The sequence below is a fragment of the Flavobacterium sp. genome, assembly GCF_013823965.1.
Lineage (GTDB): Bacteria > Bacteroidota > Bacteroidia > Flavobacteriales > Flavobacteriaceae > Flavobacterium.
Window position 1 is genome coordinate 21,240 of record NZ_PNNA01000076.1, and the last position, 26,748, is coordinate 47,987.

At 37.7% G+C, this 26,748-nt stretch carries 21 protein-coding genes; 8 read left to right on the plus strand and 13 right to left on the minus strand.

From position 1 onward, the window contains the following. Positions 1-160: 160 nt before the first annotated feature. The 4 genes from C0430_RS08960 to C0430_RS08975 all read right to left on the minus strand — a co-directional run bounded on the left by C0430_RS08960 (position 161) and on the right by C0430_RS08975 (position 4,635). Complete coding sequence (locus tag C0430_RS08960; RefSeq protein WP_290868431.1) at positions 161-1,159, minus strand: virulence RhuM family protein; 999 nt, start codon at positions 1,157-1,159, stop codon at positions 161-163. Between the two features lie 82 nt (positions 1,160-1,241). Then, positions 1,242-2,015 (minus strand): HNH endonuclease, encoded by a 774-nt coding sequence (locus C0430_RS08965; RefSeq protein ID WP_290868435.1) that lies wholly within the window; start codon positions 2,013-2,015, stop codon positions 1,242-1,244. A gap of 862 nt (positions 2,016-2,877) precedes the next feature. Next, on the minus strand, positions 2,878-3,261 hold the full coding sequence (locus C0430_RS08970; RefSeq protein ID WP_290868437.1) for an HU family DNA-binding protein: 384 nt from the start codon (positions 3,259-3,261) through the stop codon (positions 2,878-2,880). A 519-nt stretch (positions 3,262-3,780) separates the two neighbouring features. Continuing rightward, complete coding sequence (locus C0430_RS08975; protein WP_290868439.1) at positions 3,781-4,635, minus strand: DUF3943 domain-containing protein; 855 nt, start codon at positions 4,633-4,635, stop codon at positions 3,781-3,783. A 255-nt stretch (positions 4,636-4,890) separates the two neighbouring features. On the opposite strand from C0430_RS08975, the gene C0430_RS08980 reads away from it, so the two are divergent. The 7 genes from C0430_RS08980 (at position 4,891) to C0430_RS09010 (ending at position 11,657) form a co-directional block, all read left to right on the plus strand. Then, positions 4,891-5,721 carry a 1,4-dihydroxy-2-naphthoyl-CoA synthase gene (locus C0430_RS08980; protein WP_290868441.1) on the plus strand — a complete coding sequence of 277 codons (831 nt, stop codon included), beginning with the start codon at positions 4,891-4,893 and terminating at the stop codon, positions 5,719-5,721. Positions 5,722-5,819: 98 nt separating this feature from the next. Next, positions 5,820-6,779, plus strand: coding sequence for a 1,4-dihydroxy-2-naphthoate octaprenyltransferase (gene menA / locus C0430_RS08985; protein WP_290868444.1), 960 nt, complete (start codon positions 5,820-5,822; stop codon positions 6,777-6,779). Positions 6,780-6,884: 105 nt separating this feature from the next. Then, complete coding sequence (locus C0430_RS08990) at positions 6,885-7,562, plus strand: metal-dependent hydrolase (protein WP_290868447.1); 678 nt, start codon at positions 6,885-6,887, stop codon at positions 7,560-7,562. Positions 7,563-7,849: 287 nt separating this feature from the next. Next, positions 7,850-9,058: a hypothetical protein gene (locus C0430_RS08995; RefSeq protein ID WP_290868451.1), complete on the plus strand. Its 1,209-nt coding sequence runs from the start codon at positions 7,850-7,852 to the stop codon at positions 9,056-9,058. A 47-nt stretch (positions 9,059-9,105) separates the two neighbouring features. Further along, entirely contained in the window at positions 9,106-9,516 is a 411-nt protein-coding gene (locus tag C0430_RS09000) for a hypothetical protein (protein WP_290868454.1), read from the plus strand. A 12-nt stretch (positions 9,517-9,528) separates the two neighbouring features. Further along, positions 9,529-10,581 (plus strand): o-succinylbenzoate synthase, encoded by a 1,053-nt coding sequence (locus C0430_RS09005; RefSeq protein WP_290868457.1) that lies wholly within the window; start codon positions 9,529-9,531, stop codon positions 10,579-10,581. Between the two features lie 125 nt (positions 10,582-10,706). Further along, positions 10,707-11,657 (plus strand): LD-carboxypeptidase, encoded by a 951-nt coding sequence (locus C0430_RS09010; protein WP_290868460.1) that lies wholly within the window; start codon positions 10,707-10,709, stop codon positions 11,655-11,657. A gap of 17 nt (positions 11,658-11,674) precedes the next feature. On the opposite strand, the gene C0430_RS09015 is transcribed toward C0430_RS09010, so the two are convergent. From C0430_RS09015 to C0430_RS09055, 9 genes are all read right to left on the minus strand, one after another. Beyond that, positions 11,675-12,757, minus strand: a complete 1,083-nt coding sequence (locus C0430_RS09015; RefSeq protein WP_290868463.1) for an AI-2E family transporter — start codon at positions 12,755-12,757, stop codon at positions 11,675-11,677. Positions 12,758-12,959: 202 nt separating this feature from the next. Next, entirely contained in the window at positions 12,960-18,272 is a 5,313-nt protein-coding gene (locus C0430_RS09020) for a PAS domain S-box protein (protein ID WP_290868466.1), read from the minus strand. A gap of 176 nt (positions 18,273-18,448) precedes the next feature. Continuing rightward, a complete protein-coding gene (locus C0430_RS09025; protein WP_290868468.1) occupies positions 18,449-18,745 on the minus strand; it encodes a hypothetical protein in 297 nt (98 codons plus the stop codon). Positions 18,746-19,040: 295 nt separating this feature from the next. Beyond that, a complete protein-coding gene (locus tag C0430_RS09030; protein ID WP_290868471.1) occupies positions 19,041-19,517 on the minus strand; it encodes a nuclear transport factor 2 family protein in 477 nt (158 codons plus the stop codon). 94 nt (positions 19,518-19,611) lie between these two features. Next, on the minus strand, positions 19,612-20,289 hold the full coding sequence (locus tag C0430_RS09035; protein WP_290868474.1) for a peptidoglycan DD-metalloendopeptidase family protein: 678 nt from the start codon (positions 20,287-20,289) through the stop codon (positions 19,612-19,614). A gap of 23 nt (positions 20,290-20,312) precedes the next feature. Continuing rightward, complete coding sequence (locus C0430_RS09040; RefSeq protein WP_290868477.1) at positions 20,313-22,103, minus strand: chloride channel protein; 1,791 nt, start codon at positions 22,101-22,103, stop codon at positions 20,313-20,315. Between the two features lie 41 nt (positions 22,104-22,144). Then, entirely contained in the window at positions 22,145-22,813 is a 669-nt protein-coding gene (locus C0430_RS09045) for a DNA alkylation repair protein (protein WP_290868480.1), read from the minus strand. 21 nt (positions 22,814-22,834) lie between these two features. Next, entirely contained in the window at positions 22,835-24,520 is a 1,686-nt protein-coding gene (gene ggt, locus C0430_RS09050; RefSeq protein WP_290868482.1) for a gamma-glutamyltransferase, read from the minus strand. Further along, positions 24,517-25,101, minus strand: a complete 585-nt coding sequence (locus tag C0430_RS09055; RefSeq protein ID WP_290868486.1) for an acyl carrier protein phosphodiesterase — start codon at positions 25,099-25,101, stop codon at positions 24,517-24,519. Before C0430_RS09055 ends, ggt begins: the two co-directional genes overlap by 4 nt. Positions 25,102-25,335: 234 nt before the next feature. Between C0430_RS09055 and glmM the strand changes: the two genes are divergently transcribed. After that, a complete protein-coding gene (gene glmM, locus C0430_RS09060) occupies positions 25,336-26,730 on the plus strand; it encodes a phosphoglucosamine mutase (RefSeq protein ID WP_290868489.1) in 1,395 nt (464 codons plus the stop codon). Positions 26,731-26,748: the final 18 nt, after the last annotated feature.

A 26,748-nucleotide genomic window follows, 5' to 3' on the forward strand; every position in this document is an offset into this window, starting at 1 on the left:
CTTGTCATTTCGACCAACGGGAGACTCGAGCGATAGTGAACAGGCGAAGCAAATCACATAACGAGAGCAACTTGCCTGATGGCCGCAAACAAATAGCTTTAACTTGAAGATATTGTCAACGCGGCAATCTGTTCACGCCGCCGCAATCAAACTCAAGCACTCATTTCTTCAGTTTTTTGATATCCGCTTCGATTTCTTTCAAGCTCTGTTCTTTCTCGATTGATTTCCTGTTTTCTATGTATTTTTCAAATTCACCGGAAGATTTGTCCATAGCCATTTGATGACTTATTTTTCCAGCGTGGGTCAATAGTTCTCTTCCGTTTAATTGCAAGATCGAATCGAGTCGCTCTGCCCAATCTTTCATGTACATCGGAGTGTTTTGTTGAGCCATTGTTTCGGCAAAAGCCAAATATTGCTCCACCAATAAGCCCAAAAGTTTTATTTCGTCTTCATTGAGATAATTTTTGGCTATGCTTACATCGGTTTTCTGAACCGACTTCTCCTCTTTTTTGTCAAAAGATTGCATACCCAAAAGGGGAAGAGAAGCATCTACGCGACGGTAAACCAATTCGGCTGCCGTGTTTTGGGAAATGGCCCAAAGGAGTTTGTTTTGGATGATTTTAAAAAAAGCAATGGTTTGTTCGTCCTTGGGATTGTAGTCGATGCTTGTAGTGTAGATGTCTTTTATTTTTTGATAGAAAAAGCGTTCCGACAATCGAATCTCTCGAATGCGTTGTTGTAATTCGTTGAAATAATTCATTGAATTCCCCGATTTGAAACGGTCGTCATTCAAGGCAAAACCCTTTACAATGTATTCTTTCAAACGTTGTGTCGCCCAAATACGGAATTGGGTGCCTTGCAGGGATTTTACCCTGTAACCTACTGAAATAATTACATCGAGGTTGTAATGTTCGACTTCCCGTTCAACTTCTCTTGTGCCTTCTTTTTGAACTAGTCGGAATTTCCGACAGGTTCGATTTTGTTCTAATTCCCCTTCAATAAAAACATTTTGGATGTGTTCCGTTATGGTAGTTCTCCCTTTGCCAAAAAGCAAGGCGATTTGGGCTTGTGTCAACCAAACCGTTTCTTCTTCAAGCCGAACATCAATCTTGATGCTGCCTTCCTGATTTTGGTAAATAAGTATTTCGCCAGTATTCATATTTGTATCTTCTTTTTATTGGTAATTGTTTATTGAAAAAAACAATTTGTTGCCCGTCATTTCGAGTACAGTGCGGCAATGGTTATTTTTCAAAAATACTGTCCAAATGATATTCCAGAAATTCTTTCCTTGGCATATACTTTATTGGGTTAGTAATCTTTAGATTTTCAATGGAGGCAAAATGGTTTTGATAAAAAGGGCTGTCTTTTTTCTTTTTTAAATCCGCAGACAATATCACTTGATAATTTTGATTGATGCCAATTAATCCCTTATCAAAAGCTTTGTCGTAAAGTGCCGAGAGACAAATGCCATTCTCTGGATTTAATCTTTCATTTTCGTTTTTTGACCAAGGAACAATATGACTGGCTAAAAGCAGTTCAGGAATATCAATTCCTGTTATCGCACATTTAGTGGTATAATTAGTTAAAACCATTTGTCTGAAAACCGATTGGTTTACTCTTGTTTTTACTTCCCTGATTACGGTTTCTCCTTTTAATCCCTTTAGGTCTAAAAGAATATTTTGATATTTGTTTTCAATGGAAGTATTTTCTTTTTGGGCTAGGATTTGTTCACTTAGAAAAACAAGTTCCTCTTGGTTATTGAAGAATTCATCCCAAATAGGTTTTACTTGATTCATTCCTCCTTTTAATCCTCCAACGCCTCTTTCCTGATGATAAGGGTCAACGCTCGCAAAATTTCCCAAGCGCATACCAATGGAACTCGGAGTTCTGCCTAAAAGATTGGCCAGTTCTATAATCTCTGGAGTACGTTTGTGCATTTTGCCAAAAGGTAACTTCAAATACAAGTTGAATGCAAGTATTAGTTCTTCACGAGTCCAGAGGTTTTTTTGTGCCATTTAATAAAGTATAATCAATTTATAATCATTAATTTGTTGAAATTTATTTATATCAAATTTAACCAAAATCAACACTAATAAAAGTATTACAAATAATACTTTGTTAACAAAATTCATTAACAAAAATGAGCAAAAAAATTATCTTAATTTACGGTTTTCCACATTAGCCCCTATTTTTTATTCAACGTTTTGCAATCTCATTATAGTTTCAGGTTGCACGACTTTCCAATTTTCATTTTGGCATAAACTTTACCATAAAAACACTTCAAAAAAATCGTTTTAAAATAATTGAAATAGATACAGTCAATATTAATCGGTTTTTTCTTATTCAAAAAACTACGTTCGTTGATAAGTTATCCCTTTTAAAGCCAGCAGTACCAACGATTTTAATGACTTTTCAACATAGTAGTTAGAAGTTATTTAAATATCTTTTATATTTACCTCACAATTCGAAAACGAATAGCGGGAACTATTCGAGGCTTTCGAACATTTAAATTTGCTCAAAAAGACGGGTTACTAGCTGCTTTTTTTGAGCTTTTTTTATGCCAAAAATGTACTAAAAGGAGTATAAAACAATCTTGTTTTACCAAAAAAAACATCAATTCTTTTCCTTATTTTGTGCTTTTGTGCTCCAAAAAAAACCTTTAGTAAGTCCAATTTTCTCTCTTTTGAAGTAATTTTCAATTCGTCCTGACCGTTCATTTAGTTCGTCAGGACGAGTTTTTTGGTTCGTCAGGACGAAACAAAAGTTTCGTCGGGACGAATTGAAGAAAAGTTTCGTGAAAAAAGGACAAAAAAAAACCTCGAGTGCGGGAACACTCGAGGCTTTCGGACATTTAGATTTGATCTAAACGGCGGGTTACTAGCTCGCTTTTTGGTAACTTAAATTACCCAGTAAATTGCGCAATTTTTTTCCAGGTCGGAAAAGAATTCTGCTTTTAGTTACATCGGCAGCCGTTACCTCCTCAGGAGTCACTTTACCTTCTGAACTAATACTCACTTGGAAATTACCCAAGCTACCTAATTTAACGATTCTGCCCTGTTTTAGCTCATTGATGATGTTGTATTCCAACGATCTCAATACTGCATAACAGTCAGTATCTGTTAATGTACTCTGATAGGCAATCATCTCGGCGAGTGCTTCCATATCAGTTTCGCCGTTGCTTACTGCTGCGGCATAGAATTTTTCAGGGGCAGTCAGGTCCTGAGGATTCTTTCTGGACTGCGTTTTAATTTTAATTCCCATTTTTTTATGGTATTAAATTAAGTAATTAAAAACTTTGTCTTAGTACTCTGTAAATCAAAGCCTTTTTGACAATTCCAAAGATAAACTGCTTTACTTGTTAAAAAAAGCCAAACTTATCCACAATTGGCTTGAGTTTTGAACAAAAATTAACAATTCAACTTTTTTACACAATATTTAAGTTATTGTATTTCAATGTGTTAAAAAACACAATATGCTCTTAGGTGCTTTAAAACATAGGATTCGTAAAATAAATATTTTGGTATTTTCAACTTAGTTTGACAAAAAAATATCCATTTACTTTTAATTTTAGGAGAATAAAAGTATTTCGTCTGTTTGAGTGATTTTTTAAGCCAGATGAATGTTGATGAAATAAAAAAGGGTAGTGCTGTAAATATGGTTTCGAGAACCGTATTAATCAAAATACCTCTCAATACCATTTTGAATAGTAAAGCAGTCGAAATAACTATTCAAAATCAAAGAGACGATTTGAATGCTAGAACATAAAAAAAATATATTGGTCTAAAAACTCGCCGAGAAATTCACTCCCCAAACCATTTTATGGGAACTTGGGTCAAATCCCACCGGTGCAATATTCATTTGGGTTTTGACCTTTTCTTGATAACCAAATCCGTCCAAAACTGTATTGAATGGATCGATGACAAACAGGCTTGTTATCCCCAGGAATCGTGAATTCCATACTTTTTTGTCGTGTTTGACAATTTTTTTCTTGGTGATAAAAAATAGTTCTCCCACTACTGACCCCAAGATTGGCGTAAAAATAAGGTCTTGAACGGAAGGCAATTCGGCAAAAGCTTCGATACCGTATTCCCAAAAGAAAGTGGACATGATTACGGAATAAGAAAAAGATTCTAAAACAGTGAAACCACTACTTCTTGCCGTCATGTAATACACGCCACCACAATAAGGATGAGCCAAATAATTCATGGCGAAATTGTCTCCATCCCAGACGGGTCCTGCTTTGACGTTTTCTTTCCATTTATAAAACATCCCTTTTTCTTTCATCGCTTGTTTGTCCCAATGCGTGAAGCTTTCCGGCATGGCCCAAAGTCCGCCAAAAGTAATCACGGCAGCTCCAGCATAAAGCACGCTATTGTAGCCCAATCTTCTATAATCCTTAAATTTTGGTGGATAAGCAATGGAATCCTCCTTTTGGAGTGGAGCAATAGAATCGGTTTTGGTTATTATGGTGTCACCAGAACCCTCTTTTGCTGCCGATGGATGGACTAAAGTTGTGTCGGCAACTATTGGGGCAACTAGGTTTTCTGAATAATTAGTGTCGGACTTTTGTGCAAAAGCGACAGTGCAAACAAGGAGGAAAAGAAAGTGGTAAAAAAGCTTCTTTGTTCGTATCATGACTAAGTGAAAAAATTTAAATTACACTTTTTTAATTTTAAGAATCTGCATTTGATTTGATACCACAAAAGCTAAAAAAAATAGTGACGATAAATTTTTAATATTTGGTTTCTATAATAATAGAGGCCAAATGTAGTCATATATAACTCTTTATGAAAATATTTGTTCAAAAAATCCCCTTTGATTTAATTTCGGATTTGATGGGAAAATATAAAAAATCCTCTATTTTTACACTGATAATTTAAAACGAATATAATGGATTGGATAACCGTAAAAGAATACGAAGATATAACTTATAAAAAATGCAATGGCGTGGCCAGAATCGCGTTCAACAGACCCAATGTGAGAAATGCTTTTCGTCCCAAAACGACCTCAGAATTGTATCAAGCTTTTTACGATGCACAGGAAGACACTTCGATAGGCGTTGTTTTGCTTTCGGCAGAAGGACCGTCGAGCAAGGATGGAATTTATTCTTTTTGCAGCGGAGGAGACCAAAATGCCCGTGGCCATCAAGGCTATGTGGGAGACGATGGCCAGCATCGTTTGAATATTCTCGAAGTGCAACGTTTAATCCGCTTTATGCCAAAGGTCGTGATTGCCGTGGTTCCCGGTTGGGCAGTGGGAGGAGGACACAGTTTGCATGTGGTTTGCGACATGACCTTGGCCAGCAAGGAACACGCTATTTTCAAACAAACCGATGCCGACGTGACCAGTTTTGACGGCGGTTATGGTTCCGCTTATTTGGCCAAAATGGTCGGACAGAAAAAAGCTCGAGAGATTTTCTTCTTGGGGCGCAATTATTCCGCCCAAGAAGCCATGGACATGGGGATGGTCAATGCAGTGATTCCTCACGCCGAGTTAGAAGACACCGCTTATGAATGGGCGCAGGAAATATTGCAAAAATCACCAACATCCATCAAAATGCTGAAATTTGCCATGAACCTGACCGATGACGGAATGGTGGGACAACAAGTTTTTGCAGGCGAAGCCACAAGATTGGCCTACATGACCGAAGAAGCTAAAGAAGGCAGAAATGCTTTCCTCGAAAAACGAAAACCCAACTTCGAAAAGAAATGGTTGCCTTAAAAACGGGTTTTTAGGTCTTGGGTTTTAGGTTCTGTGTGTAGAACTATAACCCAAGACCTAAAAACTAAAACCCAAAATCAAAACCTAAAACAAAAAAAATGAAACATTGGATTGAAGCCGCACGATTAAGAACATTGCCTTTATCGGTTTCGGGAATAATTGTGGGAAGCATGTATGCGCTCAGGCCAACGGATACGATTGAAACTCCAACGGAAGTTTTTAGTTGGAAAATATTTGCCCTTGCCATGTTGACCACGCTTGGTTTACAAATTTTATCCAATTTTGCCAACGATTATGGCGATGGGATGAAAGGAACCGACAATGCCGATAGAGTGGGACCCAAACGCGCCATCCAGAGCGGCGTAATTTCTCCTGCAGCGATGAAACAAGCCATTGTCATTACCTCGATTTTGACTTTGATTTCTTCTATATTGTTGATTTATGAAGCTTTTAAAGACACCAATATTGGCTATTCGTTGTTTTATTTGGTGTTGGGAATCTTGGCCATTGCTTCGGCAATTCGGTATACCGTAGGAAACACGGCTTATGGATATAGAGGTTTTGGCGATATATTCGTGTTCGTGTTCTTTGGATTGGTAAGTACCTTGGGGGTCAATTTTTTATATTCCAAACAATTGGATTTTGATTTATTCTTGCCGGCAACCGCCATCGGATTATTGAGTGTGGGAGTGTTGAATCTCAACAACATGAGAGACGAAGCATCAGACAGGAAATCCAACAAGAATACCATCGTGGTTAAAATTGGCGGAGCAAAAGCCAAAAAATACCATTACTTCTTGATTGTTTTGGCAATGGTTTTGGTCGTTACTTTTGCGGTATTGAGTGACTATCGTCTGGATCAATACCTGTTTTTGTTGGCCTACATTCCTTTGACCAAACATTTAATTACCGTGCATAAAAATCAAGAGCCAAGAGCGTTGGACCCGGAATTAAAAAAATTGGCGGTAAGCACTTTTGCACTTTCGGTACTGTTGGCATTGTGCATGGTTTCGCTCATTCAGGACATTATCGTGAATCTCTTTATGGGAGGAAGATAAAACGGGATTTTAATTTGATTTAAAATAAAACATCGAAATGGTTCATATTCAAAGAGAGCTGGTTGTGGGTGTTTCTTTGGCCAATAAAACAATAAATAGAAACAGATGAAAATAACATTCTACGGTCATTCTTCATTGGGAATCGAGCTGGACGGCAAGCATATTTTGGTCGATCCATATATTTCTGCCAATCCAAATGCCTCACACATCAACATCAACGAATTAGAAGCCGATTACATACTGATTACCCACGCCCACGGCGACCATGTTCTTGATGTGGAATACATTGCCAGCCGAACCAACGCCGTTATCGTGTCCAACTTTGAAGTGGCCACGCATTACGGAAACAAAGGTTTCAAAAACCATCCGTTGAACCACGGCGGAAGCTGGGTTTTCGACTTCGGGAAAGTGAAATACGTAAACGCAGTGCATTCCAGTTCCTTTCCTGATGGGAGCTACGGAGGGAATCCAGGCGGTTTTGTCATCGAAGGCGAGCATAAAAACATCTACATTTCTGGCGACACGGCCTTGAATATGGACATGAAATTGATTCCTTTGCGAACCAAACTCGATTTGGCCATTTTCCCAATTGGCGGCAATTTCACCATGGATGTCGAAGATGCCATTGTGGCTTCTGATTTTGTCGAATGCGACAAGATTTTGGGCGTGCATTACGATACTTTTGGTTACATCGTCATCAATCACGAAGAGGCAATTCGCCGGTTTTTCGATAAAGGAAAAGATTTGATGTTGCTTAAAATTGGCGAAAGCATCGAGTTATAATGGCATTGCGAGGAACGTGACAATCTGGAGCTTTTTCCTTCACTCGTCAGTTCGAGTGATTTTTAAAGCCAGATAAATGTGTATTGAATTAAAACGTAGTGCTTTAAAAATTGTATCGAGAACCCTACTGGTCAAAAGCTTCTCGATACAATTTTGAATGGTAAAGCTGTCGCATTAGCATTCAAAATCACTCGAAGAGACGGATGGTTTTAAATAAATTGAAAAAGGACAATCGCTCGAAGAGAAGACTACAGTTTACATAATGATGAATTTGAAACATCTAAAAAATGAATATAAATAAAATACTTTTCATTCTACTAATTTACTTTTCCGTCAACTCCATTTTTGCACAAAAAGATGGCTATTGGGACAAAGAAAGGGCATTCAAAAAAGAAATCGTCGTTTCGGCAAGGGAAAGAATCGTCATAAAAACCGAAGATTTGCCTGTGGGAACCACCGAAGTCGTTTATAGGATCACGCTTTTGGACGAAAACCAGCAATTGGCCAGTAGTTTGGTTTCGGTATTGAAATCCATTCCCGATCCAACGGGAATCAGTCAAGGTTCGGCTGGAGCGGTTTTCCTGCTGTCTAAAATTTCGGGTGACGACAAATGCAAATACGCCATTTTTTCAAATGAGGCTTTGGCTTCCCAATACCAAAAAAGTGGCGCCACGGAAAAGGCTTGCTATGAGCAAAATATGGCAGTCAGCAAAGATGCCAAATTGTTGTCTATTGATAAATCGCTATGTATTTTGCCTAATTCCAATGCGATGTGGTTTGGTTTCGAAAGCAAGAATTGGATAATGAACCAAAAAATTGTTATCGAAGTCGTGCCTTGGGTCAACAACAGATTGAGCAGGGGATGGACTTTGGAAAACCGAAAAGTCATCATCAACCAATGCAAAACATCGGAAATGGCGAAATCACTCATCAATTCCGACGATTTTTGCGTTTGCGTGCTGGACAAAGTGCAAAAAGAATACAAATTTCAGGAATTCCAGAAACTGCTGGCCATCGAAAAATCGAAAGCCTTCAAGGATTATGGTAACGCTTGTTTTAAAGAAACGGGCGCTTCTAACACGATGTATTCGGATTTACGCAAACAAGCAAATGATTTGGTCAAACAAGGGCAATATGGCGCTGCCATTGACAAATTATTGAACATCGTCATCAATGGCCAGTCGAAGATAGAAGATTACAACACGCTTGGTTCTGCCTACATCATGACCAAACAATACGGAAAAGCGATTAAATTCCTCAAGGAAGGCGAGCGACTTGACGATTCTGAATTGTTGATCCAAATGAATCTGGCGCACGCGTATTTGTTTAATAAAGACTTCAAATCAGCCAAAACCATTTACAAAAAATACCAATCACAAAACGTGACCAATGCCTTGAGTTGGACCCAAAAAGTAAAACAGGATTTTGAAACCTTTCAAAAAGCAGGATTGCCTAGCGGGGATTTTAACCGGGTTTTGAGGTTGTTGGGGGATTAATTAGTACACAGATTAAGCGGATTGACACGGATTTTACGAATTATTTTATGAAAAAACAGCTATTAGTTTTTGCAATTTTATTATTTACAAATCACATTATGTCTCAAGAATATTCAGAAAAGGATATTGTGGGCAAATGGAAGGTGGTTAAAGTATTGAAAAAACCAGAGGGTCCCAATTTTACAGATATAATTAAGAGTTTTAGTTCGGCAACATTCCAATTTGAAGAAAATGCGGATTTTAAAATAACAACTTTGGACAAAACTAAATTGTTTGCCATGTTGACGGATATTACAATTGATGCTAAATGGAGATTGAATAATAACAAATATGCCATTAGTATTGGTAATGATTCCAACAAATATTCTATTTTAAAAATAATTTTAGTTGAAGTTGATGACAAAATGATTTTTCATTTAGACGAGACAGAACTTGATTTAGAAGTAGTAAAAGAATAATCCAACACAACATTGAAAGCAACCTACCACAAATACATCCTACATTTTAAACGACCTTCGGGAACGTCTCGAGGCGTGATGACCGAGAAAGAAACCTGGTTTATCGTCTTGGAAAAAGACGGCAAAAAAGGAATAGGCGAGTGCGGCATCTTGAGAGGATTAAGCGCTGACGATCGACCGGATTATGAAGCCAAATTGCGTTGGACTTGCGACAATATCCATCTTGGCAAAAACCAACTTTGGGAAGCCTTAATCGAGTTTCCTTCCATGCAATTTGGAGTGGAAATGGCGTTCCAATCATTGGAGAGTGAAAGTCCTTTTTTACTCTTTCCTTCGGCGTTTGCCAATGGTGAAAAAAGCATCGTAATTAACGGTTTGGTTTGGATGGGCGAGGAGTCGTTCATGAAGCAACAAATTGAGGAAAAACTGGCGGCGGGTTTTCGTTGTGTCAAACTCAAAATTGGAGCGATAGATTTCGATAAAGAACTGCAATTATTGGGTTATATTCGGCAACATTTCAGTCCGGAGCAAGTTGAAATCAGGGTCGATGCCAACGGTGCTTTTGATAAAACTTTGGCTTTAGATAAATTAAATCAATTGTCTGGTTTTCATTTACATAGCATAGAGCAACCTATTCAAAAAAACAACACTGACAGTATGGCAGAACTGTGTAAATTGACTCCAATTCCCATTGCTTTGGACGAAGAGTTGATTGGCGTGTTTTCATTGGAAGAAAAAGAAGCTTTACTGCAAAAAATCAAGCCGCAATACATCATCTTGAAACCAAGTTTTGTGGGTGGTTTTCGAGGCACGAAAGAGTGGATTTCGTTGGCCGAAAAACATAATATTGGTTGGTGGATTACCTCGGCTTTGGAGTCCAATATTGGACTGAATGCCATCGCGCAATGGACGTTTTTGCAACACAATTCCATGCCGCAAGGATTGGGAACCGGTGCTTTGTATACCAACAATTTTGATTGCCCTTTAGAAGTCTCCGAAGGTCAATTATGGTACAAAAAAGAACGTGATTGGGCATTTGATTTTCGAGACATTTTTAACTTGTAGCAATACTATTTATTGATTTTTTTATGACAAAACAACCCATTCAATACCAAAAAAGATTTTTTGTAATTTGTGTTCAAGTGCTTATTTTAGTCTTTTTTGTGCAATGTAAAACAAACTATCAAAAGATGCAACACACGATTTCAGCCAGTCAATATCAAGATAATTCCAAGTCTATCAAATATAAAAAACCTCCCTATTTGAAAAAAGGAGATACCATCATGATTGTGGCTCCGGCAGGTTTTGTCTTGGATTCCACGGAACTGGATCCAGGAATTGCATTGGCCAAAAGTTGGGGATTGGAAGTGGTTTTGGGGAAACACGTTTTCAGTAGGCACAATCATTTTGCAGGAACCGATGAGGAACGTACCGCGGATTTGCAATTAGCGCTCGACAACAAGAATGTCAAGGCCATTTGGTGTTCAAGAGGTGGTTATGGAACGGTTCGCATTATCGACCAATTGGATTTTACGGCTTTTGAGAAAAATCCCAAATGGGTTGTGGGATTTTCTGATATAACCACATTGCACAGCCACATTCACAACCTTGGTATGGCAACCATTCATGCCACAATGCCCGGCGGAATGAAATCAGCTTCGGCGGAAGCGAAACAAACTTTGTATAAAGCCTTATTTGGCTACGGTTACGGATTTGAAATTCCGACAAATGTGTTGAATAAAAAAGGAAGTGGCAAAGGTGTTTTGGTTGGTGGGAACCTCTCCATCATCAATTCGATGATTGGAAGTAATTCTGAGGTCAACAATTACGGAAAAATACTCTTCATGGAAGACGTGGGCGAAGACTTGTACCGTGTGGACAGAATGATGTATACTTTGAAACGCAGAGGAGCGCTTAAAAATCTAAAAGGATTAATTGTAGGGGATTTTGATTATAATGTCGAGAAAGACACTTTGTTTGGAGGGACACAAAGAGAAATCATTTTAAATGCCGTAAAAGAGTATAGTTTCCCCGTAATTTTTGATTTCCCGGCGGGACACATAAGGGATAATCGGGCTTTGATTTTTGGAAAGGAAATAAACATTGAAGTAAATGACACAACTTCAAAAATCAGTTATTGATGCAAGATTGATTTTCCTTATTCTTTTTTGACTTCTCCGTTGCCCAAAAGCAGGGATAATGTTTTGAGGCTTGCTGTTCTGTCAGCGATTAATTTTGCAATGCTGATAAACGGAATGAATAAAATCATTCCGGCGGGTCCCCATAAAATGCCGCCGATGATGATCACCAAAATAATAATCAAGGTATTTATTTTTAAACGGCTTCCCACGGCATACGGAAAAATGATGTAGGCTTCTAAAATTTGCACAATGCTGAAAACCATAATAACGCCTATTGGATACCAAATGGAATTAAAGGTTATCCAGGAAACGGTAATTGGCAAAAGCGAAGAAATAAAAATGCCCACATAAGGAATAAAGGTCAGGATTGAGGCTATGAAACCAAACAGGAATGGATGTGGAATGCCAATAATGTATAGTCCAAGACTGTTTAATATCCCAACTATTAAATAAACCAAAAGCATTCCTTTGATAAAATTATAATAGGCATGGATTGTTTCTACAAGGATTTCTCGAATAACTGCCTTTTTTTCGGAACGGAACACATGATAAAGCACATTTGTCAGCATTCGTCTATAATAGAGAATCAGGAAGGAATAAACAGGGATAATCAACAAGTAAAAAACGGTTTCTGAAATAGAATATGCGGTAATTTTAAGCAGGGAAATGGCTTGTGTTCCCGAATTGTCGATGGCATTTTCAATAAAACTTGTCTGTTTCTCGGAACTTACGTCAAATCGCTCGGCAATCAAAACACTCAATTGGCTCACTGTTTCCGTTAATTTTTCCTTGAATGTTTGCCATTCATTGGAGAATGCGACCACTTGCGTAAAAAGCAAATAAAGAACCGCTCCAAAAAAAAGCATGACGCCAAAAATAGCCATAAAAATGGCAATGCCTTTACTTATTCCTTTTTGTTCCATCCACTTGCATATGGGATAAAGAATAAAGCTGATAAGCATTGAAAAACTCAATGGAATAAAAAGAGTTTTTCCAAAATAAAGCAAAATACAAGCCAACACCGTGAATTGGAGAATTTCAAGAACAGTGAACTTCTTGTTGGCATGAAGTGAAACGGTTGTTTTTAAATTAGGCAGCATCAGAATCTAGAATTGTAACGATTATACTTTTTGTAATGGGTAGTAATCCTTCTTGATGATTTCAAGTATTTTTCAGTCAAATAATTGTTTATAAATGCTTTACATTAATTTGTTTCAACAATAAGATGATGTCGTTTGTTTGGGCATTTCGCTATGGTTCGAGTTTGAATTTACCTTTGTTGAAATGGCAAAACATAGTTATTTATTTTTTGAAATACGTCTCTATTAACCCACTCAACGATGTGATATTTATGGGTTTCGAAATATAATCCGTGCATCCTGCCGCTAGTGCATTGTCTCTATCACCTTGCATTCCATTGGCGGTTTGTGCTATGATTATTATGTCTTTGTTGAATTCCCGAATTTGTTTCGTTGCTTCATACCCACCCATTTCGGGCATGTTGATATCCATCATTACGAGATCAATGTCGGGATTATTGCGACAGGCTTCTATGGCTTCATAGCCGGTGCTCACTTTTAAAATTTCTTTGCTAAAAGGTTTAACGGCGATGGTTACCAGTAATTTTGAAATGGCATCGTCCTCGACAATCAATACTTTAAGGTCTTTGACTTTGTTTAGGTCTTTTGTATTGACCGAATCCGTTTTTCCGACATCTATTGCATGTTTGGGGTTGTATTCATGTTCCGATTGGAATGGAAGCGTAAAATAAAAAGTGCTTCCTTTTCCTTTTTCGCTTTGGACCCATATTTTACCGCCCAACATTTCTACATAGGCTTTTGAAATGGCCAATCCTAGTCCTGATCCTTCATGAGAACGGCTGATGGTTTCATTGGCTTGCCTAAATCGTTCGAAAATTATTTTTTTCTGCGACTTGGATATACCCAATCCAGAATCTTTTACAAAAAATTCCAAATTTTTTCCTTTTTTCTCACAACCAAATTCTATGGTGCCTTCATTGGTAAATTTGATGGCATTTTTGACAAGATTGGTAAGAATGGCATAGACTTTTTCCTTGTCGGTTAGTGTAAAGCTTTTTTCTAATGGCAACTCATTTGAAAGAATGAGTTGAATTCCTTTTTGTTTTGCTTCGGGTTTAAAGAAGGTATGGATATATTTTAGTTGTTCATTGATATCTGTTTCAGAAAGGACAATTTCTATTTGCCCTGATTCCACTTTTGAAATACTGATGATGTCATTGATGATATTGAGCATTCGTTTTCCGCTTTTTTCAATGATTTCAATATATTGCTGTTGTTCTTCCCCGGTTAGTTTGGGTTCTTTCAAAAGTTCGGTGAAACCCAAAATACCGTTCATGGGTGTGCGAATTTCGTGACTCATATTGGCAAGGAAAGCCAGTTTTAAACGATCGCTTTCTTCGGCACGTTCTTTTGATTTGACTAATTCTTTTTCTACATTTTTTCGGGATGTGATATCTTCTTTGATGGCAATGTAGTGTGTTGTTTCCCCATTTTCATTTAAAATTGGTGAAATCGTGGCCGATTCCCAGTAAAGGGTTCCATCTTTTTTCCTGTTGTGAAATTCTCCGTGCCACTCTTTTCCGGTAGCCAGAGTTTGCCATAATTCGTCATATTCTTTATTAGTGGTATAACCTGATTTTAAAATACGGGGATTTTGATTCATTATTTCTTCAAGAGAATACCCAGTTGTTTCGATAAATTTTGGATTTGCGTACTCAATTTCACCTTTCGTGTTTGTAATTACAATTGTTACGGGACTTTGCTCCACAGCTTGTGAGAGTTGGCGAATTTTTTCTTCCGTGCGTTTTCGATCCTCTTCGATTAGAATGGCTTCAAGGGCAAAAGATATGTTTTGTATGATTTTTTCAAGTAATGAAATTTCTTCTTCTGAGGAAAAAAAGTTTTTTTCGTTAGAATACAAGTTGAAAGTGCCAATTGTTTTATTACGAACAATTATAGGAATCGATATTGAAGAATGATAGCCTCGCTCTAAAGCAGCATCACGCCATAATTCCATAATGGGATCCTTTGCGATATTGTTGCAAATCACTGTTCTTCCTTCTCTCATCGCAATACCCGTGGGGCCTTTTCCTCCTGGTGTGTCCTCTAATACTGAAATACTTCTTTTTGAAAAATAACCATTTTCATATCCAGCAATGGCCGTAGTCACAATTAGATTGTGTTCATTCAATAGCCCAATCCAACTCATGCGGAATTTTCCAAAAGTAACGGCGATGTTGCATATTTCTTGAAATAGTTCTTCTCTATTGGTTGTTCTAATGATTAAATTATTGATTTGGCTAATCAGCGCATAAACCCTATTGATTTTATTCAATTCCAAAGAGGCTTGCTTACGACTGCTGATATCGTGAATAATGACTTGAATTGCAGGTTGGTGGTCATAAATTGTTGGGATTGCTTTGATCTCTGCATCGATGGGATTACCTTCTAAATTGATGAATTTTTCTTCAACGGTTTCTGATGAATTTGAATCTAAAACCACTTCTTCCATTCTTTTGATAATGCTCTCTAAACTGTCTGGATGAACGAATTCCAAAACAGATCTGCCTATTAGTTCTTCCTTGTTTTTTGCCGCCACCATTCGGATGCCTTCTTCGTTTATGAAAACAATTTTTCCGTCGATATAGATGACTACTGCATCGGGAGAATTTTCGACTAGACCTCGGTATTTTTCTTCGCTTTCGCGCAAAGATTCTTCGTTTTCTTTTAGACCGGTGATGTCAAACATTACACCACGTAACCATCGGGGTTCTCCATCTTCGACGATGACATTTACAATATCTCTCAACCAAAAGGCTTTGCCATTTTTTGCAATAAAGCGATAGGTGAAATCGTGCGATTTCATTTCTTTAGTAAAGGAAACGCATTTTTTCACAGCTTTTTCTTTGTCTTCAGGATGTATGTGATTTTCCCAAAATCCTTCGGTATACCATTCTTGTTCTGAAAAACCAAAAAGCCTTTCAGCTTCCTTGCTTACATAGGTAAAATTAAAAGTCACCGCATCAGCTTCCCATACAATTCCTCCTGTTGAGTTTACTAAGTCCTGAAATTTTTCGGAAGATAATTTTAATTTTTCTTCAATTTTTTTACGTTCCGTTATGTTTTCGTGTGCCACAACAATTCGTGAATCGCCTTCTTGCGGAAAACGGGTTACTCGAACATTGAACCATCTTCTTTCTGTTGGAGAGTGGCAAGGATATTCGAGTGAAAATTCATTATTTTCTCCATTCATCACAGAACGAATTCCTGATATCATCGCCGAAGCTTCATCAGCATACAGTCCTTCTGAAGTTTCACAAACGGATAGATAGTTGATGCCTTCACTAATTTTTATGGGGACTCCTTCAGGAGTGTTGGACTCCATAAATTTGCGCCAGGCAAGATTTACCGAAAGGATGATGCCATTCTCGTCTATAATGGCAATGTGGGCTGAAAGCGCATCAAATACGGCACGGGCGAACTGCTCGGATTCGTGTATTTTTTTTTCATTCTGTTTGCGCTCGGTAATGTCTTGAATAGAACCAATTAATTGTAAGGGGGTGCCTTCATTGTCGAAAGTCAATTCACCCATTCCGTGAAGCCAGCATTCCTCTTTGCTGTCTGATTTAATAATTTTATATTCTTTATTAAAACTATTTCTTTTGCCGATGACCTCTTCGTGCAAATAATCGTGCATGATTTCTTTCCATTCCGGATGAAGAAGTGATTCCCATCCAGCAGCAGTTCTTTCAAAATCAGCATCTATGCCAAAAATACGGTCAAGAATGGCTGTACTTGTCCATTTTCCGGAAGCAAAATCTAAAGAATAGGAGCCAAGATTGGCAATGATTTGGGTTTGTTTTAAAAAGTTTTCATTGGCAATTAATTTTTCTTCTGCCATTTTGCGTTCCGTAATATCACGTGCAAGAACAATAAAATGTTTGTCTTTAAGATCGCTCTCTTTTATTGTTGAAACAGAAAGTTCAAACCAAAACTTTCCCATGGGCAAGTCAAGTGCATATTGTTTTCCTAAGGACCATCCTTTTTTTGAAGCTTCTTCTAGGGCATCCATACATATTTTTGCTACATCAGCAGGTAAAATATCTTGAAAACGTTTTCCCATAAAAACTTCTTCAGGTACAGCAAGTAAATCAAAATGTTGGTGGGATTGGTAATGGTGAATCAAACCATCTTGGTTCACTTCAAACAGTAAATCTGGAATGGCTTCCAGAATGGTCAGCAGGTTTTCTTGGGCTTTTTTGGCATTGAGTTCTATCTGCTTGAGTTCTGTAATGTCCCGAGTTATGGTCATTACGGCGGGTTTATTCAAGAAATTTATGACAAACACTTCTATTTCTACATTTCTGTATTTCCCATTTTTAGTTTTAATGGTGGTTTCTAGGTTTAACCTGCCATTGGCGAGTAGGGTTTTTATTCTTTGTTTCCTTGTTTTTTTGGATATGGGTTCCAAATCCCTGACGTTCATCTTCATTAATTCTTCCTTGGAATATCCATAAATTGTCGTTGATGCTGCATTTGCTTCAATAAAATTTTCTGCAATTCCCTCCGAATTCAATCTAAAAATGGTGATGCTGTCTCTATTGGAATCGAAAAGGGCACGGTATTTTTCCTCGCTTTCTTTTATGGCTTCCTCAATTTGTAGCCGTTTAGTGATGTTTCTGGCCAATACAGATGCTCCTATTATCTTGTTATTGCTAATAATTGGATTATAGAAACTTTCATAATAAGCAGATTCAATGGCGCCATAGTTTCTAATGCTCGAATGTGATTCTCCTTTTAGAGCAATGTCAATATTTTGCTTGGCAAATTTTCTGTCTTCGTCCAAGGTAATACAATCCAGGACATTCATTCCTGTTTTTATGACTGAATTATAGCTGTTTTTCATTAAATTGCTGTGTACTTTATTGTAAGTCAAGTACCTATAATCAGTGTCGATGGAGAAAATCAGGGTGTCTTTCTGGCTGTCTATGCTGGAATACAACAGCAATTCCGATTTTTTAAGTGCGATTTCCGCTTTTTTGAGTTTGCTGATGTCTATGGCGGTTATCAAGCAATTACCGTTAATCGCAATGCCATTTAGTAATAAGTAGGTGGTTTTTTCGGGCTGGGTAGACAAGGTAATTTCGCAGGTTTCCTTGTTTTGGCTTTTAAAAATTCTGTCTAGAAAGGAATTTAAAATAGATTTGGATTCATCGTCCACAAAAAGACCCAATCGGTTGTTGATTAGGAGAGCTCTTTCTTTGCCAAGCATGTTGGCTCCTTTAAAATTTGTTTTAAGGATTTCTCCATTTTTTGAAAGCGTGAAATACCCAGAAGGCGCAAAATCATATAAATCAACGTATTTTTCGGCAGTTATTTCAACTTGCTCTTTTGCGAGTTTAAGTTCCTCATTCTGCATTTCGAGTTCAACCTGGTGTACATCGAGTTCGTGAATGAGTTTCAGTGTTTCCCCTTGCAAGCATAGTGTGTCTACAACAATTGGTTTGTTTTTTTGTGTTTCATCAGCCTTTTGACGATGAATTTCAGGATTTGAATGTGGCGCTTTGTCTTTCATAAGTGCTTTGTACTTTTGAATTAGATCACTTTTTTATGCTGGCCATTATTACTCTTTTTTGCAGCAATGTAATTCAGTTATTTTTTTGCTTTTTTATCTATAATTTCATGAATGAAGCATTGTATTACTTTAAGATTTTCAACCGAAAACGCTTTGCTAATGAACTCGATATTAATTTAGCGTCCATCGACAGTTTGTATCAGCAAGTCTTGGTATTGAACAAATTTCTTTTGCTGTAATTTAAGAAATTTATCTTTATTGTCGATGATATTTTTAAAAAATCCCACTTTCCAAATCGTTTTTTTAACTAATTCGTCTTTTGCATGACCCGACATTTTAATTAAAAAGGGATTGATTTCCAATATGTTTCCGTTTGTGGCTTCAAGAACAAGAATTCTTTCTTTGGCAGGAGCAAAACGCTGAAGCAAAATTTGACTGGCAAGTGTTTGTACGTTTTCTTCAGATATTGGCATTCTCAAGATTTCTGGTTTTATTTTATTGGTTATCGAAAAGGAACTTGGAAAATCAGGTTGTCCAGTTGGTATCGATTCGGCAGTTCAGTTGAATATTTTTAATTTGTTGTCAAGAATTTGGAAATCCGCTACATCCGTATTTTGGCATACCAAATTTAAACAAAAAATACTAAAATTAGGGGGATATTTAGTACGTTTTTTCGAATAATTGCTTATTCCTGATAAAATTGCCCAAAGAGATGAATTATTTTCTTTGTTTGTGGGAGATATGCAATTCTATATAAGTATTCTGGATTTATTTATCTTTTTGTTCCCAGTACTTTTTTAGTGTCATTCTGGCTTTTTGTTGTATTTTATTTTGAAAAAAACCAGTCCAACCCAGTAGTAATCCTTTGATTCCCAATGCTTGTTTAGACCATTTCCAAATATCAAAATCATCGGTATGTTTTAGGATTAAGCCGTCCTGAAAAACAAATTTAGCCGCAACTGTATTAACCACTTTCCTGTTGGTTTGGCTAAAATTATAGGTTGCCACCCATCGAGCAGAACCCGTGTGTTCATCTGCTTCAACATCGGAAAAGTCAATTTTTAAATTCCCGTTGCTTCTTTCGATTAACATTTTCCACATTTGGCAAACCTCGTTTCCTTTTAACAATCCAAATGCAGGATCACGAAATTGAATATTGGGATGACAGCATTCGCACATTTGTGCTGCATCCAATTTAGCGAAAGCGGTGTAGAATTTTATTATGGTGTTTTCGTTTGGAGTCATTTGAAAAAAGTAAGTAGTAAAAATAAGGATTTTTTTTAATAAAACCTTTTTTTATCGACTAGCATCGAGGAACTTTGCATTTTGGTTTGTACGTTTAATTTATTTTAAGCAATAAATTGGGGTCAGGGCAATTTTCTAAATAATAATCTAAATCTTTTTTGCTGCAAACACCGGGATAATCCCCAATGTAATCCTCTATTTTTTTAATTATTTGAAAATGCAAATGCGGGGAATATCCACCGTTTACTGAAGGATTTCCCAATGTTGCCATTTGTTGTCCTTTCTTGAAAAGGGATCCAATTTCAATTTCGGCAATACTTTCCATTGATAAATGGCCATATAAAGTATAAAAAACATGATTTTCCAGGGAATGTTTCAAGATAATTGTTGGGCCATAATTTCCTTTGCCTGCATTAAAACCAAAACCATGAACCGTCCCGTCCAGCGCTGCCAATATTGGAGTGCCGCTTTTTATCCATAAATCCATCCCGATGTGGATGTTTCGTTCCTCCCGTGCCTCGTCATTAAAAAGTAGACTTGATTTGTATAAATTTCGCACTTCATTGTAGCCACCAAAAGCGACTTTTGCTTCATTTTTCTGTAGGATATTTTCAACATAAGTTTCAAAATCACCGGCATTTTCCATGTCAATTTTTGATAAACCAACATTTGAAACCGATAAATTTATTGGAGTATATTGCAAATAGGAAATGGAGTCATCAATGACTTTGACGCTTTCAAGTCTTGAAAAAAGATTTTCTAATGTTGGCATAATCAGTAATTAATAAATTTGGATTATTCTATCGTCATCGATTTTAGCTTGGTTCGGTAGGCTTCCAGCGCCATTGATTTGGAAATAAAACCATAATATTTCCCGTTTTTTAGTACAGGAAGAAAGGCGGTTTTTGCTTTTTCGAACTTGTTCATTACAATTTCCATACTGTCGGTAGGATAAATGAGATCCACGGGCGTTCTCATTATTTCTTTTATCAAAGTATATTTTACGCGATATTGATTGAAAATTATTTCCCTGATATCATTGAAATGAACGATGCCGAGCATATTTTTTTCCTTGTCCACCACGGCAAAAATAACTTGATTGGAATGCGAAATCAAGTCCACTAATTTCTCCAAGTTTTCTTCGGGCGAAACCGTCAAATAATCGGTTTGAATAATGGAATTGGTGTCTAGTGTCGAAAGTATGTTGGCGTCTTTATTGCTCGTGAAAGCATGTCCTTTTCTGGCCAAATTTTTCACGTCCAACGAATGTTTTTCAAACCGTTTTGAAATTGCAAAACTGATGGAAGCCACAATCATGAGAGGAATCATCAAGTCGTAACCGCCCGTTATCTCTGCAATAAGGAAAATTGCGGTTAATGGAGCGTGAAATAATCCGCTGAGAATTCCCGCCATTCCCACCAAAGTGAAATTGCTGATGGGCAATTTTGTAAGACCGGTTAAATTTAAAAAATTGGAAAAGAAAAACCCGGCGTAAGAACCCAAAAATAGGGAAGGAGCAAAATTTCCCCCGTTTCCTCCACTTCCCAATGTAATGCCTGAGGCAAATACTTTGAGCAACATTGTCATGCCAATGAACAGCAAAAGAACCCAACTGTTGTTTCTAAAATCACTAAAAATGGTGTTTTCAAGTAATTGTCCCGGATCATTTTCGGACAAGGTTTTGATGCTTTCGTAACCTTCGCCAAAAAGAGTTGGAAAAATAAAAATCAACAATGCTAAAATCGAAGCTCCGAAAAATGCTTTTTTGTAAGGCGTAAATTTAAGTTTTGAAAAAAAATGTTCTACCCTTTGAAAATTCCTCGAATAATAAACCGAAATGAGTCCAGTGAACAATCCAAGCATTATATAGTATGCAATATTGTGATAATCAAAGGTTTGTTGTTGTTTAAAAGACAGTAATATGGATTCATCCAAAGCTATTTTGGATACCAAAGCCCCAGTTGCCGCAGCAATCATGATGGGTGTAAAAGCAGCAATGCTGACATCTACCAATAATACCTCAATGGCAAATAAAACTCCGGCAATGGGAGCATTGAAAGCTGCCGCAATTCCAGCCGCAACGCCGCAACCTATGAGAAGTGTCCTGTCTTTATAGCCTAATTTATATCTTTGGGCATAATTTGAACCAAAAGCTGCTCCCGTAATCACGATGGGACTTTCCAATCCTGCGGAACCTCCCAAACCTACAGTGAGCGAACTCGTCATGATTTGGGCATACATTTGTTTTCGGGGAATGATGCTGGCTTTTTTGGCAACGGCATACAAAATCTGCGATGTCCCTTTTTCTATCGAGCCTCCCAGAAATTTTTTGATTACAAAAACGGTAAGCAAAATCCCTATTATTGGCAACATTCCTTTTATAAATCCGTATTTGAAGAGGCTAATATTGGTGACATAAGTGGCAAAAGTAAAAATTTTGTGGGCAAATGTTTTTAAAACGATTACCGCAAAAGCCACTGAAATGCCAACCAATACACTCGACAGGAATATGAATTGTTTGTTGGAGATTTTATGCCTGGACCAAGCAATCCCGTTTTCAAATTTATAGATGTATTTTTTAAGCATTTCGTTTTTTAAGAGAATGTAAAATTAACATTATTTCGAACTCAAAGAATGTTTTTTAAGGCTTCTTTTTTACTTAATGGTTTTAAATTGGTGTTGCAGACAAAGTTTTTTACGGCTTCGGGATTTGTTTTGGCATATTCTCTCAATGCCCATCCTATGGCTTTTTGAATGAAAAACGCGTTGGAATTTTTATGTTTCCCACATTCTGATTTCAGCAATTCGAAATTGGTTTTCTGTTTGTAACCCAGTTGAAAAAGAATTGCGCTTCGGTTGAGCCACATGTTCTCGGAATTCGAAAAACGTTCGATTACATTTTCGGTTTCCAATGGATATTCGAGTAAATATTGACCCAGAATATTTTTCGCAATCGTGTCAACGCTGTCCCACCAAGAATTCGTGATTAGCAGTTTTTCAATGAGTTGAATATCTTCTTTCTTGTAATTTCCTTGGAGTTGTTTTATCAAAATTTCTATGGCGCAATACTGCAATTCCCGTTGGTTTTTTGAATACAATTTCAAGGCAATTTTTCTAGGACTCTCGGCAATTTCCTCTTGATTTTCTTTCCAAATGGCTTTAAAAAGCTGTCTTCTTTCATCCGTTTTTATGCCAAAAAAAGAAAAATGGTTTCGCATGTATTTTGCCATGGCAAATGCATTTTCGGGATTGCTTTTTTTTTGAAAAGCCGTTTCTAAATCAGCAATAAATGACATCAATTTTATTTTCTGGCAAATTTAAAATCCCACTGCTTTATCGTCTCCTCTTTTGTCTGCGCCGCCTTCCAATTTTCCATTCGGCAATACCAAGATAGCGTCAACTTTTCCAATCACTGGAGTTGTTTTCTCATTGATGATGTATCCTTTTGATTTTAGGGCGTCAAGAGTTTTTGTATTGAAAGTATTGGGTTCAAAAGTGATTACGTCCGGCAACCATTGATGGTGAAAACGCGGCGCATTTACGGCATCCTGCACACTCATTTTGTATTGGGAAACATTCAAAATGGTTTGCAAAACCGAGGTGATTATCGTCGAACCGCCCGGTGTTCCCACAACCATAAACAGTTTTCCGTTTTTTACGACAACGGTTGGTGTCATGGCGCTCAACATTCTTTTTTGAGGCGCAATGCTGTTGGCTTCTCCGCCAATGAGTCCAAACATGTTGGGCGTGCCTGGTTTTGCACTAAAATCGTCCATTTCATTGTTCAAGAAAAAGCCCAATTCGTCGCAATAATATTTCGAACCATAACCGTCGTTAAGTGTTGTGGTTGCTGCCACGGCATTGCCAAATTGATCCACAATGGAATAATGCGTGGTTTCCATACTTTCGTTATAATTTACTTTTCCTTCCTTGATTTCAGAAGACAAGGAGGCTTTGTCAAAGCTAAAATTAGCCATTCTTTGTCTTAAATATTTTTCGGAAATCAGTTCTTTCACTGGAATTTTCACAAAATCGGGATCGCCTAGATAAACACTTCTGTCCGCATACGCTCTTCTTTCGGCCTCAACTATTACTTGAATGGCTTCGGTAGAATTATGTCCCATTTTGGCAATATCGTAAGGTTCTGCCATTTTGAGAATTTCGGCAAGACAAAGTCCACCGCTGCTGGGTGGCGGCATCGAAATGATTTTTAAATCTTTGTAATCAAAAGTGATGGGTGTTCTCCATTTGGCTTCATATTTTTCCAAATCTTCCAAAGTGATGATCGCCCCTTTTTGCTGAAGATAATGGACCAATGTTTTGGCAGTTTCGCCTTTGTAAAATTCGTCTCTTCCATTTTTTGAAATTCGTTTCAAGGTGGCTGCCAAAGCCGGATATTTGATGGTGTCATTTTCCTTGAAAACATTGGAAAACAATGATGTGGGTCCGTTTACTTTTACAATGGATTCGTGATAGTTGTGCAATCTGGTCTCTTGTTTTTTGGTAACAATTACGCCTTTTTCTGCCAATGCAATTACGGGTTTCAGGATTTCTTCTATCGGCAATGAACCTAATTTTTCGTGAACCGCAAATACTCCGGCAATGGTTCCGGGAACTCCTATTGCTAAAGCTGTTTCGAGACTTTTTCCTTTAATGACGTTCCCATTTTCGTCCAGAAACATGTCTTTTGACGCTGCCAAGGGTGCTTTTTCGCGATAATCCAACGAGCCAATTTCACCATTGGCTTTTCTGTACACCATAAAACCGCCGCCGCCAATATTTCCGGCAAAGGGAAAAGAAACGGCCAAGGCCAATTCGGTGGCGACCATGGCATCAAAGGCATTGCCGCCTTTTTTCATTATTTCGACACCAATTTTTGAAGCTTCTTCACGGGCTGAAACCACCATCGCTTTTTGGGTGACAAGTCCGGTGGGTTGAGCGGCTTTTTCTGTTGATTTGCAACCTAAAACGGCCAATGCAACGAGCAATAATGTTTTTTTCATAAAGTCTGTATTTTCAAATTCGAATGTACTATTAATTCTTTAAAAAATGCCGTGAATTCTGATTCAAATTCAACATAAAACGTTTTTAACTCTGCAACAGAAAACCGCATGTTCGAATCGTATTTCATTCGAGTGTCCATTCTTGCCAAAACATTTTCTATGTTCTCAATGGTTTGGTAGCTTAATAACCAGTTATGATCGATCATGTAAGGCAGCATTTTTTGGGTTTTTAAGGTCAGCAAATCATGATTGTCTCTTAGAGATTGGTAAAAACGTTCCGAATAATCTTCCAATTTCTCATCGGAATAAGTACTCCAGTTTTTGGCCAAAAAGTGGTCGTAAAAAATGTCCACGATAATGCCGGAATAATGATGGTAATTGGCGTGCAATCGTTTCGTGCTTTGTCGAAAGACAGGATGGGCATCGGTAAAGGTGTCAATGGAACGATGCAAAATAATTCCTTTTTGGATTTCCATGGGAAAAGCGTCAAAGTTTTTTCCGTGAATCCCGTCGGCCATAAAATTGCCAATTTTCATCAAATCGTTGTCTCCGGAAAGGAATATGTGGGCTAAGAAGTTCATTTTAAAGTTTAGATTGCAGATTTTAGATTCTATTTGACATTAAAATAAAGTCTAAAATTTTGTCATTCGATAAAGATATAAAAAAACTCGAATCTTAATTTATTTAAAAGAATTAGTAACTTGGAATTTACTTCTCGATAAAGACATAACTTTTTTATATTTGTCGAAAATATTTCTAAAATAGTAAAGCAGCAATCTGCAATCTAAAATCTGCAATCTAAACTCTAAAATTATATGACTTTAATAAAATCTATATCGGGAATTCGAGGAACCATTGGCGGAAAGGTGGGCGATAATTTAACTCCGGTTGATGCCGTGAAATTTGCTTCGGCTTATGGAACTTGGTTGAAAAACAGCAACGGCAAGGACAACAAGAACTTGAAGGTTGTTGTGGGGCGTGATGCCCGAATTTCGGGACCAATGATCCATAATTTGGTGGTAAATACCTTGATTGGTTTGGGAATTGACGTGGTTGATTTAGGGCTTTCGACAACACCAACTGTCGAAGTCGCCGTTCCTCTGGAAAGTGCCGATGGTGGAATTATTCTGACGGCTTCCCACAATCCAAAACAATGGAATGCCTTGAAATTATTGAACGAAAAAGGTGAATTCCTGAATGGCATTGAAGGAGAAAAAATCCTTCAAATTGCCGAAGCTGAAGCTTTCGACTTTTCGGATGTGGACAGTTTGGGCGCTATCATGGAAAACGATGCGTATATGGACATTCATATCGACGAGGTTTTGAATTTGCCATTGGTAGACATTGAAGCCGTAAAAGCGGCCAAATTCAAGGTAGTTGTTGACGGTGTGAATTCATCGGGAGGAATCATCATCCCAAAATTATTGGAATTAATGGGCGTTGAAGTCGTGAAATTGTATTGCGAGCCTAACGGACATTTTCCCCACAATCCAGAACCTTTGAAAGAACATTTGACAGATATTTCAGCATTGGTTGTCGAAGAAAAAGCCCATTTGGGAATTGTCGTTGATCCAGACGTGGATCGTTTGGCTTTCATTTGCGAAGACGGCGAAATGTTTGGCGAAGAATATACTTTGGTGGCTTGCGCCGACTATGTTTTGAGCAAAACGCCAGGAAATACGGTTTCGAATATGTCGTCTTCCCGTGCTTTGCGTGACGTGACCAATTTGCACAACGGAAGTTACGAAGCCAGCGCAGTGGGCGAGGTGAACGTGGTGGATTTGATGAAGAAAAATAATGCCATCATTGGCGGTGAAGGAAACGGCGGAATCATTTATCCCGAATTGCATTACGGTCGCGATAGTTTGGTGGGAGTGGCTTTGTTCTTGACGCATTTAGCCAACAAAAAAATGAGCGTTTCTGCCTTGAGGGCTTCCTATCCGGAATATTACATGAGCAAAAACAAAATCGAATTGACGCCACAAATTGATGTCGATGCGATTCTTGTGGCAATGACCGAAAAATACAAAAACGAAGACATCACAACCATTGACGGCGTGAAAATCGACTTTGCCGAAAATTGGGTTCACCTTAGAAAATCGAACACGGAACCGATTATTCGAATTTATACCGAAGCGGCCACTCAAGAAAAAGCCGATGCTTTGGCATTACGAATTATTGATGAAATAAAAGCGGTGGCTGGAATTTAAAGCCACAGTTTTTTATAA